The sequence below is a fragment of the Sphingomonas sp. LR59 genome (assembly GCF_036855945.1).
Classification (GTDB): Bacteria; Pseudomonadota; Alphaproteobacteria; order Sphingomonadales; family Sphingomonadaceae; genus Sphingomonas.
The window spans coordinates 481,181-500,318 of sequence record NZ_JASPFL010000001.1; the positions used below are offsets into that span (position 1 = coordinate 481,181).

Sequence of the window (19,138 nt, forward strand, 5' to 3'; positions counted from 1 at the left end):
ATCAGGCAGAGAGCGTGAAGCGGTCCATTTTTTTACGTCACATCGGGCATCGCCCGACATCACCGTATGGTATCGCTCACACGTCGATTTATACGCGGACAAAGATCGGCAGCAACTCTTTTCTTGTATCCGCGAACCTGCCATCCTGTGCACCGTCCAGATCCCATACGAGCGGTCAGCGCGACTGCCGGGGATCGGTGCCAAGTGCTGCGAACGACGGCAGATAATGCTGCGAATGCGGGTGTCGCGAGAGGGGACATGAAGCATGGGAATGATTGACCGCAGCCAGGTAGGCCAACCTGCGGCTGACCCGATCGGGCGGCTCCGTTGCATATCGAGCGTGTGAGATCAGGGCGGGGATATTGCCCGCCGATTTCGGGTGGCGGGTGCCTTTGCGAGGAGCAGCGAAGCCGGTCCGCGAAGGATTCGCGTCTGTTAGCGGTATCAGCATCTTGGCCCACTCGGGACAGAGGTCTGATGCCATCACGTCGCGCCGAGATGCGCCCGGCTTCAACCGCCGTCCGACACTATGGCGGGACTTATTGACCAACGCACGCACGACCGCGTTCCACCCCGCCGTCGCAATCGTTTCTTCGGGAGACCTGTAATGCCGAACTGTGCCAAGTCCGACACGTCGCCCCGCCGCTGGACATCTGCGCTCGGCATGCTGTTGGCATCGACGCTGGTAGCAGGTTCTGCGACGGCCGACCCGCTCGCCCCGACCGGTCGCTGGAGCGCGAATGAACAGGGGCAGGCCGCGGTGCCGCCGATGGGCTGGAACAGCTGGAACGCGTTCAACAGCGGGATCGACGAGGAGAAGATCCTGGCGTCCGCACAGGCGCTGGTCGATACCGGGCTGTCGGCGATGGGGTATCGCTACGTCAATATCGATGATGGCTGGTGGCTCAAGCGGCGCGCCTCGGACGGACGCATGGTCATCCGGACTGCGCAATTCCCGTCGGCACGCGCGTCGGCCACATCGGGACAGGGCGCGGACACTACCAGTTTTCGCCCGCTGACCGACCGGCTCCATGCCCTGGGTCTGAAAGCCGGGATCTATTCGGACATCGGGCGCAACAGTTGCGGTCAGATCTACACCGCGCAGTTCGACAACCAGCCGGTTGGAACCGTCGCCGAACGGGAGGTCGGGCTTTACGGCCACGTCGACCAGGACATCCGCCTCTTCTTCACCGACTGGGGGTTCGATCTGATCAAGGTCGATGGCTGCGGCGTACGCGGGTTGCCCGCGGATCATCCGCGCGTCCGGTCGGGACTGTACCGCGCGTTTCCACCGATCATCGACATGCAATCGCTCGGCCGGACCAACGTCGTCGCAGTCCGCGCGCTCTACACATCGGTTGGCGCGGCGCTCCACCGCGAACGTCCGCGGGGCGACTATTTGCTCTCGCTGTGTCTCTGGGGATCTGCCGATGTTCGCGCGTGGGGCAAGGATCTCGGCAATATCTCGCGGACAAGCGACGACATCACGCCGCACTGGACGCGAATGCTGACCAACTTCGATACCGCGGCCAAGCGCGAACTCTATGCCCATCCGGGATCGTGGAACGATGCCGATATGCTGTTCGTGGGCACCGGTGAGTTCGATGCGCAGCACATGACCGAAGCGAAATCGCATTTTGCGCTGTGGGCGATGATCAATTCGCCGCTCGTGATCGGCTACGACCTGCGCAGGCTCACGCCGTCCCTGCTAGAAATATTCGGAAACCGCGACATCATCGCGCTCAACCAGGATCCGGCGGGCAACCAGGCGGTGATCGCCTATGACAGCGACGACGTGCAATTCCTTGTGAAGACGCTCGCCGACGGCAGCAAGGGCGTCGCGCTGTTCAACCGCGACGCAGCCCCGGTCGATGTCGTCCTGCATGCCGGGCAACTGAAGTTTCGCGACGACGTGCCGGTGACGCTGGTCGACCTGTGGAACAAGACGACCACAAGGTTCACCGGCGAGCAGCGCTTCACGCTGGCGCCGCACCAGACGCTGGTGTTTCGCGCTCAGGGTGCGCGGCGGCTTGGTGGGGGATGTATGTGTCCGAGCAGCCCGGTCGCGTGAATCCTGCGGTCGACGGCGTCGATACGCCGCGGGCGGACCCGACGATCCATCATTCGGTCACCGCATGGTCGGGTACGAAGGGGCCGGGCGAGCATGTCCAATATGGCGGTTGGGGCGGCGCACGGGCGGACCGGGCGGTATACGGCCAAGTGCTGCGTGTCGCCGGCAAGGACTATGACACGGGGCTGGGGGTGCTCGCGGGGTCACGGTTGGAGGTGCGCAACGCAGGGTTCCGCCGGTTTGCCGCCGAGGTCGGTATCGACGATGCCGGGCTGGCGGCAGGCGGGCCGATGCGCTTCGCGGTCTATGGCGACGGCAAGCTGCTCGCGACCTCGCCGCCGATCGACTTTGGCGATCCGGCAACCGTGCTGGAGGCCGACGTTTCCGGCGTGAAGATCGTCGAACTCGTCACGCGATCGAGCGGGCCGGGCGACGCCGTGCAACCGCGTCCGGCGGTCTGGGCGAATGCAAGGCTGCTACGATGACCGGATGATGATTGTCGCCGATCGTCGCCTCTCCAGCGAGGTACGCGACGGATCTCGGTAGCGGGAGGAGGCGGTGCGGTCGCTCTGCGGCCGCCGGCGTGGTAACCGCGGTCGTGCTAATCATGCTGTTCCGGGAATGGTGGTTCGACCGGCAGCGATCTAGCGCATGGCCTTTTGGTCGTAATCGTCGGAAGCGATCGACTTCCAGCGAGCAAAACCCGGATCGCCGAACGCTCGGTTCGAGCACTGTTGGCTCGCCGATGATATTTGTCCGGGATTGTCTTTCATCGCTTCGACGACACCTTGAGCCTGAGCGAGATGCTCCCGTTTTATCTTCGAAAAATACCACGTCTGAAGCACGTAAAGCCCTTTTTTGGCGACAGGGGTGGCGCCAAGCTCATCAGCATTTTGCTCCAGAGTCCGAATCATAATGGCGCAGTGTAGATCATCGGATGGATTGATCGCCGAAGCCCCAGCGGCCGTGCAGCCCTCCAGACCGAGCAGCGTTGCTACTACATACGCCTTGTTCATAGCTGCTCCCGATCGATCGACGCCGCAGAGTAACGCGTGAACGGTAAAAGCTTGGTTGCTCGGCAACCGTAATCGTCCCGCTTTGACTATGACGGGATCGACAGGATGGCTGATGGTCAAATCGTCGGGGAAGGCGGGCGCGCACCGCGGGGTGCGCGCCGGTTTGGCTAGAAGCGAACGCCTACACCGCCCAGAACATTCTGACGCGAGGTATGATTATGGAAGTTTGCGTATTTATACTCTGCGCTAACGTAGAAATTGCGGACCAGTGAATATTCGATACCGCCGCCAACCTGATACCCGTCCGTGCCGTGGCGAGTTTTGAAGGCCGTCCCGCCAGCCGGATCCCCGGTGAACGTTTTGCGCTGGCTGTCGCTGACGTACCCGGCCTTGCCGAAGATCAGCAAAGCCGGCGTTGCCAGATACCCCGCCCGGACCGCTGCGCCGACTTCGCGTCGCGAACGTGTGCAGACTTCCCCTCCCAGGACGCCGGCCGCGCAGCTTTTACCCTGCGTATCCAGATAGCTGGCCTCAGGGCCGATGACGATCTTGTCGCCGATGATCCCATCCCAGCCAGCAGCGCCGCCGTAGACGAAGCGGTCGTCGTGATTGCCATGAGCTTGAAGTCGATCGACGCCAGCTTTCGCTTCAATGCGAAAGCCGCGAAACGTCGTGGACTGAGCATAGGCCGAAGACCCGCACATAATCAGTGCGATAGCACCTAAATATACTGTGTATTTGCGCATCACGTCGTCCTTAATATTGTGTCGAATCAGATAAAATCATTCCTTTTGAAATGAAGATATGATGATTAGGGATTAGTTTCGACGAGATTGCTAACGTATATTCATAGTGAATGTAATGTACCATTTTTATGACTCTTGTATTCGTTTTTACCATGATAGGAGTGCAGTGTACTAGTTCGAGGTCATGATAGCCCTGTGCGCCGGTTTGTGCTTTGTCGGTGGTATCATTGGACGACTGTGCGATGCGGCATACTGCAATGTTCAGCGCGGATGCTTCATGGAGCGCGCTTGCATGACGCTGCAATCCGGTTCTCCGGGAACCTGTTCACGATGTCGATCGCAGCATTGCCGCATGCGCCTAGGCGAATAGGCAGCGTTACCGGGCGGTGGGACTGTTTCCACGCCGCCCCCAAGATGGGGCGCTAGACGAGCGCTCGGCGCCGGCCCGTCATCGGCGGCCATCGAGCGCGAAAGCGTCGATGTCGAGATAGCCGCCACGGCCGGCAGGATTGTAGCAGAACAGGCTGAATTGCTGGCCCTGGAACGTGCCCGTGCGCCAGTCGAACGCAAGCGGGAAGGGCGTGCCGAGCGGCATGAACGTCGTGCCATCGACGCTGTACGCCACCATGCCGGTGTTGCGGATGAAATCCATCTCGGTTCGTAGCGTCAGATGTGACGTGCCGATCGTGATGGCCGGGCTCTCGCGAATGGCGTGCTGGATCGTCGTCTTCGCCGGACCTGCCCGATCCTCGACGATCTGCATCGACAGCGTCAGGCGACCAGCCGCATTGCGGCCCAGTGCGATGCCGCCGCTATATTTACCGAAGACACCCGCTCCGCATCGATCGCCGCGCGCGATGTGCGTCGCGTCGATCGTGATCGTCGCGCGGCTCGATGGCGCCTGTCCCTTCTGAAGAAGCGTGTTGCGTGCTGTCCAGATCGAGCTGCCGGGTGCGGCGTGCAAGCGCAGGAAGCCGGGGCGATCGGTCAGCGACCATCGATCGGGGATCGGGTTGTGGTTCCATTGCCATTGCAGGCCGAGCGTCGGCTGCGCGAAGTCGTCGGCGGCGGCGGGAGTTTCGATAGGCATGCCCTGGATCGGCTTGCGGGCGGTCGCGGGCACGCGGTTCGGCGCCGCGGGGGTTCCCCAGATCGGCCAGCCATCGCGCCAGTGGATCGGGCTGATGCTGGTGGTGCGGCCGACCGCGCCCGCGTCGATCATGACGAAGCCATAGTCGCTGCCGTCGGGCAGATCGACGATCGCGCCCTGATGCCCGCCGGTCGTGTCGTCGATCTGGTTGCGTGTCTCCCACGGTCCCGCCAGCGCAGTGGCGCGTGAGACCGTCAACCCGAGCCGGTGCGGTATCGCATTGAACAGGTAGTAATGATTGCCGCGTCGGACGAGCTTCGATCCCTCGGCGCCCTTGATGTAGTGGATCACGCGTCGGGCGGTGATCCGTCGCAGCGTCGGGTCGAGGCTCAGCAGAGTCTCGGTCCCGTCGGCACTGCTTGCTGTGGCGATATAGGCCGTCCCGTCAGCATCGAAGAACAACCCCGGATCGAAGGCGGACTCGCTCAGCCGGTTCATCGTCCATGGACCAGCGACGTCTTTAGCGCGGTAGATCCGCGTCGGCTCGCCGACCGGCGTAACCGCAACGTAGAACACGCCGTCGTGGTGGCGCAGGCTCGGCGCGAAGATGCCGTGGCGATAGGCGCCACCAGTCTTCAGGTCGTATTCCGGGCGCCCGGTCAGCGTCGCGACGACGTGCGACGCGAACCGCCAATTGACGAGATCCTTCGACCTCAGGATCGTCAGCCCCGGCACATCGGCGAAGGTGCTGGTGATGAAATAGAAATCGCCGCCGACGCGAATAATGTCAGGGTCGGGATAGTCGGCGTTCAGTGGCGGGTTGGCGTAGGTGCCGTCGCCTCGGTCGGATTGCCACGCCTGCGCTGCCACCACCGAGGCCGATCCGAGCAACGCGATCGCGAGCAGGCCGATACCCATGCCGCGCATCTTCACCGCGTCCCGGCGGCGGGGTCATAGACATAAGGGCCGACGATCGTACCGACGAACCCACCCGCGCGCGCGGTGGTCAGCAGGTTCGCATCGAACTTCGACTTCAGCGTGCGGCGACCAGCCCGGGTCTGGTAATCGAACGTCATCTCACCGGCATCGGCACGGATCGTCAACGTGACCGGTCCCGACAGGTCCACCGGTGCAGCGGCGACGAGCGTATCGGATTGTGCTTTGTCGCGGGCATACAGCGCGACGACGGATTTGCCGGCAATCCGCGTCAGGCCGAAGAACAGGAACGACTCGTCGTTCTGCACCGCGGCGAGCCCGGCTCGTGCACCATCGGTCCCGGGTACGAACGTCACGCGCGTCATGATCGTCGCGACGTGATGCTGTTGCCGGCGCCCGAGAAACGCCGGCACGCCCTGCCGATCGCCCAGCGCGGCCCGCGAGTGCAGCGTCAGCCCGCCAGTACCAAGCGTATAGAACGGCGTGGCCGGCGTGCGGATGCCGATCCATTGCATCGCCAGGCTCTTGCCGCGGAACGTATCGCTATAACCGAAATCGCCGGTGACGGGCGTCGTCGGTCGTGGCTGTACGGGCAGGTTCGGCTTGGGGGCGGCGAACGGGATCGGGGTCTTCGGCGCGAGAATGTGCGGCCAGCCATTGGACCAGGTGACGGGCAACAGGAACGTCTCGCGGCCGATCGCATAGCGCTCGGGCGCATAAGGACGCGTCGCGAGGAACGTCGCCCACCAGTCGCCATTCTGCGTCTGGACGAACTTGGCGTGCCCGGCCGACGTCACCGGGTTCGATCGATCGGCGGCGAGCCCGCGCTGCGTCAGGATCGGGTTGCCGACATAGGGGGCGAACGGTCCGGTCAGGCTTTTCGACCGGAACACGACCTCGGAATGATTGTCGCCGGTGCCACCTTCGGCCGCGATCAGATGATAGAAGCCGTCATGCTTGATGAGATGGGGGCCTTCGATCCAGACCGGCTTGGTCGCGAGATCGACGCCGCCATTGACGATCTGCGTGCTCGGCCCGACCATCTTGCCCGCGCGCCAGTCATATTCCTGCACCCAGATCGCGCGGTGCCCGTCATAGCGCGGCGGCTCGTTCGGCGCGCGATTGTTGACGATATAGGCCTTGTCGCCTTCCCAGTAGAGCGACGGATCGATCCCCTCGAACGGCAGCCAGATCGGGTCGGACCACGGCCCCGCCGGGTCCTTCGCGGTGATCACGAAATTGCCTTTGCATTCTACGCAGGTGTTGACGATGTAGAAGACGCCCGCGTGCCAGGAGATGTCGGGCGCGAAGACGCCTTGCGACACGGCGCGCCCGGTGAAATCGAGCTGGCTGGGGCGGGAGATCGCGTTGCCGATCTGGACCCAGCTGACCAAATCCTTCGAGTGAAAGATCGGCAGGCCCGGAAAATGCGCGAAGCTCGAATTGACGAGGTAATAGTCGTCGCCGACGCGCGTTACCGAGGGATCGGGATAATAGCCCGACAGGATAGGATTGCGGTACGCGTTCGGTACCACAACGACGCGCTCCTGCGACCGGCCATCATAGCTGAAGCGGTCGAAGCGCGCAGTTTGCGCGGCTGCCGCCTGGGCCACAACCAGTGCTGACAGCGCCGTCACGAGGCGCGGTATGGATCGAGTCATAGGAACTCCTAATCTGAACGGATCCGTACCGCGCGGGTGACCTCAGTGATTGTCGCGGGGCAGGCCCATGGTCTGTGCGATGCGCTGATATTTCTCGGCGCCTTCGAGGATCGCACCCGTCTCCATCTGGCCGACGGTGGCGCGCTGGATTTCCTGCCAGGGCGTCTGCGATCGGGGATACGCATAGCCGCCAGCTTCGGTGAGTGCCCGGCGACGCTCGGCGAGGTCCTCGTCGGAGATCAGGACGTTTGCCGATCCCTTGGCGAGATCAATGCGGACGCGATCGCCGGTGCGGATCAGCGCGAGGCCGCCCATTGCTGCCGCTTCGGGGCTGGCGTTGAGGATCGAGGGGGAGCCCGACGTGCCGGACTGGCGGCCGTCGCCGATGCAGGGGAGGGCATGGACGCCTTCGCGGATCAGATAGGCGGGCGGGCGCATGTTGACGACCTCGGCCGCGCCCGGATAGCCGATCGGGCCGGCGCCGCGCATGAACAGCAACGTGTCGGTCGTGATGCCGAGCGAGGGATCGTCGATCCGGTGATGGTAATCCTCCGGGCCGTCGAATACGACCGCGGGGCCCTCGAACGCTTCAAGATCGTCCGGGTTGGACAGATAACGCTCGCGGAACTCCGGTGAGATCACGCTGGTCTTCATGATCGCCGAGTGGAACAGATTGCCGCGCAACACGATGAACCCGGCATCTTCCAGCAACGGCGTCGCGAACGGGCGGATAACGCGCTCGTCCTCGATCGTCGCGGTCCGGCAATTGTCGCCGATCGACTTGCCGTTCGCGGTCATCGCGTCTTCGTGGATCAGGCCCTGCTTCATCAGTTCGGCGACCACCGCGGGGACGCCGCCGGCATGGTAGTAATCTTCGCCCAGATATTCGCCGGCGGGCTGCAGGTTGACCATCAGCGGCACCTTGTGGCCGTGAGTCTGCCAGTCGTCGATCGGCAGGTCGACGCCGATGTGGCGTGCGATCGCGGCGAGATGGATCGGCGCGTTGGTCGAGCCGCCGATCGCCGAATTGACGACGATCGCGTTGTGGAACGCTTCCTTGGTCAGGATGTCGCTGGGCTTGAGATCCGCGGCGACCATGTCGACGATGCGCTTGCCGGTGCGATAGGCGACCTCCTGGCGGTCGCGGTACGGCGCGGGGATCGCGGCCGAGCCGGGCAGCTGCATGCCGAGCGCCTCAGCGAGGCTGTTCATCGTCGTCGCGGTGCCCATCGTGTTGCAGTAACCCGTTGATGGTGCCGACGAGGCGACGAGCTTGATGAAGCCCTCGTCGTCGATCGCACCGGTCGCGAGCAGCTCACGCGCCTTCCACACGATCGTCCCCGAACCGGTCCGCTCGCCCTTGTGCCAGCCGTTGAGCATCGGCCCCACCGACAGCGCGATCGCCGGAATGTTCACGGTCGCAGCGGCCATCAGGCACGCCGGCGTGGTCTTGTCGCAGCCGATCGTCAGCACCACGCCGTCGAGCGGATAGCCGTAGAGCACCTCGACTAGCGCCAGATAGGCGAGGTTGCGGTCGAGCCCGGCGGTCGGGCGCTTGCCGGTTTCCTGGATCGGGTGGACCGGGAATTCCAGCGCGATCCCGCCCGCTTCACGGATGCCTTCGCGCAGGCGTTCGGCGAGCACGAGGTGGTGGCGGTTGCACGGGCTCAGGTCGCTGCCGGTCTGCGCGATGCCGATGATCGGCTTGCCCGAGCGCAGTTCCTCTAAGGACAACCCGAAGTTTAGATAGCGCTCCAGATAGAGCGCGGTCATGTCGATGTTCTCGGGGTTGTCGAACCACGCGCGGCTTCTGAGCGGCTGGGGAAGCTTAGGCATGTCAGTCATCGGAGAGCTTTCTGGAGATCGACTATCAGCGCGCGACGGAGAGGCGGTAGATCATCGCATGGTGATAGGGTTTGCCTGGGTCGACGCGGGCGGAAATGAAACTGGGCTTGTTCGGCGCATCCGGGAATTTCTGTGGTTCGAGTGCGATGCCGTCGCCCATGCGATACAGATGGCCCTTCTTGCCGACGAACGTGCCGTCGAGGAAATTGCCGGTGTAGAACTGTACGCCGGGTTCGGTCGTGAGCACGTCGAGGACTCTTCCGGACACGGGATCCTCCAGCCGTGCGGCCAGTTCGGGTTTGGCCGTCAGGCCCTTGTCGAGCGCGAAATTGTGGTCGTAGCCATGGCCGTAGCGGATCTGCTGGTCTCGGCCGTCGCGAATACCCTCGCCGACGATCCGGCCGCTGCGGAAGTCGAATACCGTGCCTTGGACGGGTTGCAGCGCGCCGGTCGGAATCAGTTTATCGTCGACGGGCGTGATCGCCTTGGCGGGGATCGTCAGCCGGTGGCCGTTCGCGCCCATCGCCGAGCCCTCGCCGCCGAGATCGAAGATCGCGTGGTTGGTCATGTTGACGATCGTCGGCGCGTCGGTCTTCGCGTCATACGCAATGCCGAGGTTGCCGGCTTCGTCGAGCGTGTAGGTGACGGTGACGTCGAGGTTGCCCGGATAGCCCGACTCGCCGTCGGGGCTGCGATGACCGAGCACGAGCGTCGCGGTCGGTCCGCTCTTCACCGACACGACCGTCCAGGCGACCTTGTCGAAGCCTTTGCCGCCGCCATGCAGCGAGTTGACCTTGTCGTTGAGCGGTAACTGATAGGCCTTGCCGTCGAGCGTGAAGCGGCCACCGGCGATGCGGTTGGCGTAACGCCCGACCGTCACGCCGAAGAAATTGGGATGGTCGACATAGGAGGCGAGGTCATCGTAGCCGAGCACGACATCGGCGATCTTGCCGGCACGGTCGGGGCCCATCAACGATTGGAGCGTCGCGCCATAGGACAGGATCTTCGCGGAAACGCCGTGCGCATTGCTAAGCGTCACCGCCTCGATCGCGGTGCCGTCCTTCAGCGTTCCGGCGGGCGTGCGCTTCGCCTCTGCCGCGTCGGCTGCGTGCGCCGAAAGCGCTGCCAGCAAGGTTGCCACGATGATCCCCGTCTTCCTGATTGCACGCATTCCGGTTCCCATCCCTGATCGCCGACGCCGTTGACGCGCCTTGTTCGGCTATATAGTCAGACAATATATTTCTGGGCAAGCCGTGCGGGAAAAGACTGTTCCAGTCACCGACATGGCGCGGAGGATGAACGAATATGGCCATGCCGATACAGCCGACACAGACACAGACCGGCGCTGCACCCGTCACCGCGACGGGCAGCCCCAGTTACCGCTCCGCGCTGACGCTGCTCGCCAGCCTGTTCTTCATGTGGGGCTTCATCACCGTCATCAACAACACGTTGCTGCCGCACCTGCGCAGCGTGTTCGACCTCAGCTATACGCAGACCACGCTGATCGAGAGCGTCTGGTTCATCGCTTATTTCTTCGCCTCGATCCCGTCCGCCAAGCTGATCGAGCGGGTCGGCTATCAACGCGCGATGGTGTTCGGGTTGGGGCTGATGGCGGTCGGCGCGCTGATGATGGTGCCCGCCGCGCGGTTGCCGAGTTACGGCGTGACGCTGTTCGCGCTGTTCGTAATCGCCAGCGGCATCACCTTGCTGCAGGTCGCCGCCAATCCCTATGTGGCCGTCGTCGGTCCGCCCGAGACCGCGTCGTCGCGGCTCAATCTCGTGCAGGCGTTCAACTCGGCGGGCGCGACGCTTGCGCCGTTGTTCGGCGGCTATTTGATCCTCGGGCGTTCGACGTCGGGGACCGCGGTTGCCGGATCGACCGCGGTGCTGACCCCGGCCGAGCGGCTTGCCGATGCGCAGTCTGTGGTATTGCCGTATCTGATCGTCGCGGGCGTGCTCGTGGTGCTGGCGATCGTGATCGCGCGTTTCCCGCTGCCGGCGATGGGTACTGCGACGCAGCGCTCGGCGAAGGCGGACCGCAAGGGCCTGTCGCTCTGGTCGCATCGCAACCTCGTGCTCGGCATCCCGGCGATCTTCATCTACCTGATCGCCGAGATCGGCGTCGCCAATCTGTTCATCAACTTCGTCAGCCAGCCGCAGATCGGCAATTTGACGCATGAACAGGCCTCGCATTACCTGTTCGTCCTGTGGGGCGGGATGATGGTCGGCCGGTTGATCGGCAGCGTCGTCATGCGGACGATCCCGGCGGAGCGCGTGCTGGCGGTGGCGAGCATCGGCGCGTTCGTCGTCATGCTGATCGCGACCTTCACCACCGGCCACGTCGCGATGTGGGCGCTGATCTCGGTCGGGCTGTTCCACTCGATCATGTTCCCGACGATCTTCACGCTCGGCATCCGCGGGCTGGGACCGCTGACCGAGGAAGGGTCGGGGCTGCTGATCATGGCGATCGCCGGCGGTGCGCTAGTGATCGTCCAGGGCTGGCTCGCCGACACGTACGGGTTGCAGATCTCGTTCCTGCTGACCGCGGTTTGCGAACTCTACATCCTGTTCTACGCGGTCTGGGGCTCGCGCGTGACTGATGCGCTGCCCGATCCCGTCGCCGTTCCCTGATCTATCGGGGGATGCGGCGAACGCTTCGATGCGTGATTGCCGTGTCTCCGGATGCTCGGAGTAATCGTTCTAGCCGTACCCCGCGGAGCCGTACCTGGACGGTTCCGCGCGAGGCTTCGCGGTGGCGATTTTTCGGCTGTCGTATCTGCGCGGCATGATCCTGGTGTTTGTCAGGTGCCTTATCCTGGATGAACTCTCAGCGAAAATTTACCAACGGTTTACCCCGCAGCACTACTTCTCAGGTCGTGGGCCATCCTTAACCGGCGGGTAATCCGGGTCCATGGCTTGAGAAGGTTTGTTGCATGATCGCCTTGGATCACCAGGAAAATTTTGGGAATTTGGGTACAGCTGTGGAGCTGCCTGATTTCGATCGCAGGCAACTCCTCGCGTTTCTCTCCAGCGCGCCCATTCTGGCATTGGGGGGCTGTGGTGGCGGGAGCGGCGCAGCACCGGCCACAGATAGCGTGACGGTCGTGCCTGCTTCCGCCGCTGCGCCGGTCGCGACGCCGGTAGCGGTGGTGACACCAGCCCCATCAACGACTCCAGCGAGTTCATCGTCCAGCCTGTTCTCCGCGCAGTCGGCCTGGAACGCGACGCCGGTCAATCCCGTACTCGGCAGTGATACCCTGCCGAGCGCCAACCAGACCCCGTGGGTCGAGGAAGGCGCATACTCCTCCAAGATCTTCCGCGCAGTGGCCAGCGACAGTCCGATGACCGTCACCACGGACGATATCGCCAACCAGCTCGAAGCGGGCACCGTGACGATCCCGCGGTTTCCCGCAGCGACCATGCCGGCGACGGGGCAGGATGGCCATTGTGAGATCCTGGACACGATCGACGGTACGCTTCACAGCTTTTACCAATTGCGCAAGACAGCCGGTAGTTGGCACGCGGGCAAGTATGCGCGGACATCGTGGCAGGGCAGCGGTTGGGGCACGGTCGCCAATCCGGACAATGTGCGCGCGGCTGGCTGCTCGACGGCCGGTGGCCTGTTGCTCGCGTCCGAACTTGGTCTCGACATCGTGCCGCACGCGCTTGCGATCGGGATGGACAAGAACGCCTTCATGCCAGGACCGATCTGGCCTGCGACTCTCGAGGATTACACCGGTGCAACCACCTACAAGGGTGTGGCGGGGCAGCGTTTCCCGATGGGGGCGCTCCTCATGCTGCCAGCCAGTTTCGACGTCGACAAGCTGGGCCTCGCGGAGTCGAGGGCGATCGCGCGGACGTTGAAGAAATATGGCGGGTATATCGTCGACGCGACGGTCGGGTCGATGAACATCTACGCCGAGACCGGCAGCGGCTGGAACAAGAGCATAGTCGACGGCAAATACACCGCCTCGTTCAGTCCCGACATGCAGGCGATCAAGGCCGCGATGCGTCAGGTCGTCTCGCAGAGCGGCTATCTGGACCGGGATGGCACGCCGTTCACGCCGACCCCGTTCCGCGCGATGAACCTGCTGTCGATGCGCGGTCTTTGGCAGAGCTATAATGGCTCGAAGGTGTTCGGCCGGTACGATGCGGCGGCGGACCTCTACCAAGCCGAGGCGACCGCCGACGCCCGCACCATTCGACAGATTCTCTACACGCACGACGAGAACGATCCCGACCGCTTCAAATGGAAGAAGCAGAGTTGGAACCTCAACCCAGAGCCGGGTGCGAAATACAGCGTTCGCGCGATCGGTGACGGTGACATCATGGCGACGCTCAGCGTGAAGAAGAGCGACTACAAAGCCAATTACGGCACGACCGGAAAGCTGGCGCCAGGCCAGTCGGCGACGTTCACATGGCCTACCGATTCGGGCACCGTTACCGAAATCTATCTCGACAAGCCCGCCGGTGCCGCGGCCAACATCCGGCTCGAATTGGTCAAAGCCTGAGCGAAATTTGGCGGGCTGCAGGGGAGGGCGGTGACATCCAGCGCCTGACGGTTGCAGCGTAGCCGCGCCCGCCGCTTCACTTTCCGGGAACGGGAATCGGTAGGGTGAGCAGCGCTTCCAGATTTCGGACCACTTGGGCGGACGTCTAAGTCGTCTGCATCCGTGACGTCGGGGTGACGCAAGGCATCGCTTTCTTCGTAGCGTTCGCGGAGGGGATGCGTGGCGAACGAGACTGGCCAAGCGGGCTTCGGCGTCGTCGTCATCCTGGTAAGTTGCGCTGTGAAGCCGAAAAAAGTTTGATATGTGTTACATAGGCTGAAGAAGCCGTTTCAGAGCGGAGTCGGTATGGTGCCGTTAACCCGGCGGCGTGCATGGAAGCACGACCCGGCGGCGCGTAACCTGACGACGGTGCCTTCTTTGGGACAATTTACTACCACGAGGAATCACGGATGGGTCTGTTGCGTGCTATCTGTTCGATAGCGATTATCATATCCGCGTTGGTGGGCTACCGGCTGTACAGCAGCGGCGTTTCGATCTGGACGCTGGTCCCGCTGATGGTCGGCGTTGCTGCCCTGCTCGCGGTCGTACCCTTCGTCGCAAATACACGCCCACGGCGGACCCGCGTGATGAACGCGTGTCTGGTCTTTGCCGTCGGGGGTGGCGTTTCGTCCGTTCTCGCAATCGCGTCGCATCTGACGGCGACCAGCGTCCTGTCAGTGGTATTTCCGCTGTTCGGGCTCGCCTTGTCGGGCTGGGCATACCGGACCCGGGGTCGCTATCGCGTCGCGCGGTATGCAAACTATTACCAGGAATAGTCGGTCCAGTTGAGGATCGCAGACTGTTCGAATGTCGGGAGGCCAGTGGAAACTGGCCAAGGTCTGCAGACCCGCGTCCGCGTGAGATTGGCGCATCAAAGTGCGGCCAGTACATCTGATACAGTTCGGTGCCGACGCCGCATCACCGCCACGTCAGCGCGAGGCGCCGTGGCACTGATCGCGCTCGGGTCAATTCAGGGTGCCCTGCCAAGCCGGAACGAGATATGCCGTGCAGGTCGCGGCGAACTTTTATTCAATCGTGCTCGTCACACGTGTTCGCCGCGACAATGCGTCAAAATGGGACCCGCGGGGGATTGATTACCGCATGGGGCAGTGGCAAATTACACCAATCGCAGCGGGTTGAGCTTTCCCAAGACGCCTCCCCGCTGCGGTGTCACCCTTGATTGGCTCGTCCTTCGTCGCCGCGTCGCCGCCGGCCGCTTGAGCTAGGCCTTGACCAGTTCCAACCGGATGCTTGCCGTTGCACCGGCGGGCTTGTCGACGAAGATTTCGGTCACGGTCGCCGGATCGGTCGGCCAGGTGAACGCCACGGAACCACCGGGCGCAAGCTTTGTGGTCGCCGCATATCGTTTGAAACTCTTGGCGTTGACCGCGAGCGTGGCCGTTATGTCGCCCGCGCCGATCGCTTTCACGAGATACCGCACGCCGGGTTCGGGGTTGAGGTTCCAGCTTTGTTTCTTGTACCCGAACCGGTCGGCCTCATCATGTGTGCTCAATAACTGGCGGACGGTGCGCGACTCGGCGGTCGCCTCGGCCTGGAACAGATCGGTCGCCGCATCATACTTACCGAACGACTTCGACCCGTTATAGCTCTGCCACGGCCCGCGCATCGACAAGAGGTTCATCGAGCGGAACGGCGTGGGCGTGTAGGGCTTGCCGTCGCGATCGAGGAAACCGTCTTGCGCCAAAAGCTGGCGCAATCCCGCCTTGATCGCCTGCATGTCGGGACTGAACGCAGCCGTGTACTTGCCGTTGACGTAGCTCTTGTTCCAACCGCTGCCGATCTCCGCGTAGAAGTTGAGCGAACCGACCGTCGCGTCGACGATATACCCGCCGTATTTTTTGAGAGTCCGGGCGATCGCCCTCGATTCCGGCAGGCCGAGTTTATCGACGTCGAAACTAGCGGGCAGCATCAACAGCCTGCCCATCGGGAAGCGTTGCCCCGGCACGCCCTTGTACGTGGTCGCGCCGGTATAGTCCTGGAGCGTTGCCGGCCAGACCGGCCCCGACAGGAACGCGTTTTTATCCATGCCGATCGCCAAGGCGTGCGGCACGATATCCAGTCCCAGTTCGGACGCGAGCAGAAGGCCGCCGGCCGTCGAGCAGCCAGCCGCGCGCACATTGTCTGGATTGGCCACCGTGCCCCAGCCACTTCCCTGCGCGGACGTACGGGCATACTTCCCCGCGCGCCATGTCCCCGCGGTCCGACGCAGTTGGTAAAAGCTGTGCAGCGTACCGTCGACCGGGTCCAGGATCTCGCAATGGCCATCCTGACCGGTCGCCGGCATGGTCGCTGCGGGAAACCGCGGGATCGTCACCGCACCGGCCTGAAGCTGGTTGGCGATGTCGTCCGCAATGACGGTCATCGGGCTATCGTTTGCCGCGGCGCGGAAGATCTTGGACGAGTATGCGCTCTCTTCGATCCAGGGAACCTGCTTCGCGGTCGGCAGGGTGTTGTTGCCGAGCCGGGGTTTGATCGGCGTCGAGTTCCACGGAGATTGCGCAGAAAACAAGCTGGGCGTTGTGCTCGTCTTCGAGGTCGTGGACGCTGCCACTTTCTTTGCCGCCGTTGCCGACACCGCGTTCTGTGTGGCGGGCGAACCGGTCACGACCGTTATGCCATCCGTTGCGGAGGCTGCGCCCGTTGCAGGCGTTGCGTCGCTACCGCTGCCGCTACCGGCCGCCCATGCAAGAGCGGGGACGCTGGAGAGAAAGGCAAGTATGAGTCTGCGGTCCACATCGGGCAGATTTGCTGCGGTGCCCGAATCGTCAAAAACTTTGTCGTGATCCACACCGATCATGAAACGAACCTTCTCTTGCCAGAGGCCTAGATTTCTCGCGGACGACGTGAATGGCCCGTAGGCTTCGGGTAGGTGCTGGCGGGTTAACCCTCGGTAAATAAATGCAATAGCCGAGAGATCCGGCTTCAGTCTTGGACGCTGGCAAGTGTTTTGCGAAGAGCGGGCCGCGCGAGTTGTCGCTAGCGACGGTCGTGCTGGCGCTAATTCCTTGGGCGCAGAGTACGGCGGGGCGGATGACAATCTGATCGTGCGGTGACAACAGACCGGCCGTATCAACGCGTGAGAACGAACCGCGAATGTCATAATGTATGTAATAACGGCGGGGCGTTGCCGCCGGCCAATCTCAGCAAAAGCCGAGGATTTCCTGGCAAAAAATGGCTCCCTGAGTAGGATTCGAACCTACGGCCACTCGATTAACAGTCGAGAGCTCTACCGCTGAGCTATCAGGGAACGTTGCCGGAGGCGGCTCTATAAACGGCCAGTCGGACGATGCAAGCGGGTTTCTCCGCAAAAATGCAATGAGCGCGATAAACCGCGGTCAGGAGACGAACTGTTCCATCGTGATCCGGTCGTCGAGCGCGTGCTCGGGATCGAACAGCAGCGTCAGTTCGCGCGCGCGGTCCATGCAGATGTCGACCTGCGCGACGTCGCGGATCTCGCGCTGGTCGGCGACCGCGGAGACGGGGCGCTTGCCGGGATCGAGCACGCGGATGCCGATGCGCGCCTTGTCGGGCAGGATCGCGCCGCGCCAGCGCCGCGGGCGGAACGGGCTGATCGGGGTCAGCGCGATCATACCCGAACCGAGCGGCAGGATCGGACCATGCGCGGAGAGGTTGTACGCGGTCGAACCCGCGGGGGTGGCGACGAGGATGCCGTCACAGGCGAGTTCGGGCAGGACGATGCGGTCGTTCACCGTCACTTCGAGGTTCGCGGTCTGGCGGGTTTCGCGCAGGAACGACACCTCGTTGATCGCGGGAAGCGTGTGGGTACGTCCGTCGACGCCGAGCGCGGTCATGCTGAGCGGGACGACCTTGAACGGTTTTGCACGCTCCAGACGGTCCGTGAGACCGTGGTGGCGCCATTCGTTCATCAAGAAGCCGACCGTGCCGAGGTTCATTCCGAATACCGGCACGGGCGGCTTGCGGCGCTCCAGCATCGCGTGAAGCGTTTGGAGCATGAAGCCGTCGCCGCCGAGCGCGATGATCACGTCGGCATCCTCGACAGGCACCCAGTCGGCCATGTCGGCGAGCTGGGCCTCGGCGGCACGAGCAGGCGGGGTGTTGGACGCGACCAGCGCCCGCCGCTCGTATCGGCTCATCCGCCGGTGACGCTCATGTGGCGCGCGACGGCGGGCCCTTCGCCCTGGCCGATGCGGAAGTCGTGCGCTTTCGGCTTGGCGAACAGGCCAGCGTCGATCGCCTCGTCGAGGCCAGCGGTGCCGCCTTCGCGCAGCGCGGCCTTGAGATCGACCTGATCGTCATGGCCTAGGCACATGTACAGCTTGCCCTCGGTGGTCAGGCGGACGCGGTTGCAGCCGTCGCAGAAATTGGCGGTCAGCGGCGAGATCAACCCGAGGCGCGTGCGCGTGCCGTCGACATTCCAGTAGCGTGCCGGGCCGCCGGTCTTGTGCGCGTCGCGGGCGAGCGTGAACCGCTGCCCGAGGTCTTCGAACACCTTGGTCAGCGGCAGGAAGCGGTCGGTGCGGTCCTCGTCGATCGCGCCGAGCGGCATCGTCTCGATCAGCGACAGGTCGAAGCCCTCGTCGCGGCACCAGGCCAGCATCGGCGCGATCTCGTCCTCATTGAAGCCCTTCAGCGCGACCATGTTGATCTTGATCGCCAGCCCTGCATCACGCGCCGCGTAGATGCCGCCGATCACCTGCGACACGTCGCCGTGGCGGGTAATGTAGCGGAAGCGCTCAGGGTCGCGGCTGTCCATGCTGACGTTGACGCGGCGGATGCCCGCATCGACCATCGCCTCGGCATGCTGTGCGAGGCGCGTGCCGTTGGTGGTCATCGTGAGCTCTTCGAGACTCCCCTTGTCCATTGGCGCCGATGTTGTGGCCTAACCGCTGGACCAGTTCGGCGACATCGCGCCGCACGAGGGGCTCGCCGCCGGAAAGGCGGATCTTGGTCACGCCGCGCGCGATGAAGCGCTCGGCGATGATCGCGATCTCTTCGAGGCTCAACAGCTTCGATCGCGGCAGGAACGTCATCTTCTCCGACATGCAGTAGCGGCAGCGCAGGTCACAGCGATCGGTGACCGAAATCCGCAGATACTTGATCGTACGACCATGCGTGTCGCGCAACGGCTTCTGGTTGAGGGCGGGCGCGAGCGTCATGCCTTCAGAGCTAGGACCGGACTGTCCCGGGAACAAGGCCGGATCGGCTGGTAATGGATTGGCT

General features: G+C 63.4%; 13 protein-coding genes, 1 tRNA gene and 1 pseudogene. 5 read left to right on the plus strand and 10 right to left on the minus strand.

Translation table 11 applies throughout. The features are described 5' to 3' along the window. The first annotated feature begins 607 nt into the window (after positions 1 to 607). On the plus strand, positions 608 to 2,071 hold the full coding sequence (locus QP164_RS02295; RefSeq protein WP_443027408.1) for a glycoside hydrolase family 27 protein: 1,464 nt from the start codon (positions 608 to 610) through the stop codon (positions 2,069 to 2,071). Then, on the plus strand, positions 2,047 to 2,556 hold the full coding sequence (locus QP164_RS19700; protein ID WP_443027409.1) for an NPCBM/NEW2 domain-containing protein: 510 nt from the start codon (positions 2,047 to 2,049) through the stop codon (positions 2,554 to 2,556). Before QP164_RS02295 ends, QP164_RS19700 begins: the two co-directional genes overlap by 25 nt. A 159-nt stretch (positions 2,557 to 2,715) precedes the next feature. Here QP164_RS19700 and QP164_RS02300 read toward each other — a convergent pair whose 3' ends face one another. The 6 genes from QP164_RS02300 to QP164_RS02325 form a co-directional block, all read right to left on the minus strand. After that, the gene (locus QP164_RS02300) at positions 2,716 to 3,087 is read right to left on the minus strand and encodes a hypothetical protein (RefSeq protein ID WP_333921984.1); all 372 of its coding nucleotides are present in this window, start codon (positions 3,085 to 3,087) and stop codon (positions 2,716 to 2,718) included. A 167-nt stretch (positions 3,088 to 3,254) separates the two neighbouring features. Beyond that, entirely contained in the window at positions 3,255 to 3,833 is a 579-nt protein-coding gene (locus QP164_RS02305) for an outer membrane protein (protein ID WP_132738586.1), read from the minus strand. Positions 3,834 to 4,281: 448 nt separating this feature from the next. Next, a complete protein-coding gene (locus tag QP164_RS02310) occupies positions 4,282 to 5,841 on the minus strand; it encodes a glycoside hydrolase family 43 protein (protein WP_333921985.1) in 1,560 nt (519 codons plus the stop codon). 11 nt (positions 5,842 to 5,852) lie between these two features. After that, positions 5,853 to 7,520 carry a glycoside hydrolase family 43 protein gene (locus tag QP164_RS02315; RefSeq protein ID WP_333921986.1) on the minus strand — a complete coding sequence of 556 codons (1,668 nt, stop codon included), beginning with the start codon at positions 7,518 to 7,520 and terminating at the stop codon, positions 5,853 to 5,855. Positions 7,521 to 7,562: 42 nt separating this feature from the next. After that, the gene (locus QP164_RS02320; RefSeq protein ID WP_443027410.1) at positions 7,563 to 9,365 is read right to left on the minus strand and encodes an IlvD/Edd family dehydratase; all 1,803 of its coding nucleotides are present in this window, start codon (positions 9,363 to 9,365) and stop codon (positions 7,563 to 7,565) included. Positions 9,366 to 9,390: 25 nt separating this feature from the next. Further along, entirely contained in the window at positions 9,391 to 10,536 is a 1,146-nt protein-coding gene (locus QP164_RS02325; RefSeq protein WP_333921987.1) for an aldose epimerase family protein, read from the minus strand. Between the two features lie 134 nt (positions 10,537 to 10,670). Between QP164_RS02325 and QP164_RS02330 the strand changes: the two genes are divergently transcribed. The 3 genes from QP164_RS02330 (at position 10,671) to QP164_RS02340 (ending at position 14,691) form a co-directional block, all read left to right on the plus strand. Next, positions 10,671 to 11,996 carry a sugar MFS transporter gene (locus QP164_RS02330; protein ID WP_435368396.1) on the plus strand — a complete coding sequence of 442 codons (1,326 nt, stop codon included), beginning with the start codon at positions 10,671 to 10,673 and terminating at the stop codon, positions 11,994 to 11,996. Between the two features lie 473 nt (positions 11,997 to 12,469). Further along, positions 12,470 to 13,876, plus strand: a complete 1,407-nt coding sequence (locus QP164_RS02335; RefSeq protein WP_333921989.1) for a hypothetical protein — start codon at positions 12,470 to 12,472, stop codon at positions 13,874 to 13,876. A gap of 449 nt (positions 13,877 to 14,325) precedes the next feature. Beyond that, positions 14,326 to 14,691, plus strand: coding sequence for a hypothetical protein (locus tag QP164_RS02340; RefSeq protein ID WP_132738572.1), 366 nt, complete (start codon positions 14,326 to 14,328; stop codon positions 14,689 to 14,691). Between the two features lie 446 nt (positions 14,692 to 15,137). Here the strand turns inward: QP164_RS02340 and QP164_RS02345 are convergent, their stop codons facing one another. From QP164_RS02345 to moaA, 4 genes and pseudogenes are all read right to left on the minus strand, one after another. Beyond that, complete coding sequence (locus tag QP164_RS02345; RefSeq protein WP_333921990.1) at positions 15,138 to 16,973, minus strand: hypothetical protein; 1,836 nt, start codon at positions 16,971 to 16,973, stop codon at positions 15,138 to 15,140. A 135-nt stretch (positions 16,974 to 17,108) separates the two neighbouring features. After that, positions 17,109 to 17,183 (minus strand) — tRNA-Asn (locus tag QP164_RS02350). 88 nt (positions 17,184 to 17,271) lie between these two features. After that, entirely contained in the window at positions 17,272 to 18,051 is a 780-nt protein-coding gene (locus tag QP164_RS02355) for an NAD kinase (RefSeq protein WP_132738563.1), read from the minus strand. Beyond that, positions 18,048 to 19,074: pseudogene (gene moaA, locus QP164_RS02360) on the minus strand (GTP 3',8-cyclase MoaA). Before moaA ends, QP164_RS02355 begins: the two are co-directional and overlap by 4 nt. Positions 19,075 to 19,138: the final 64 nt, after the last annotated feature.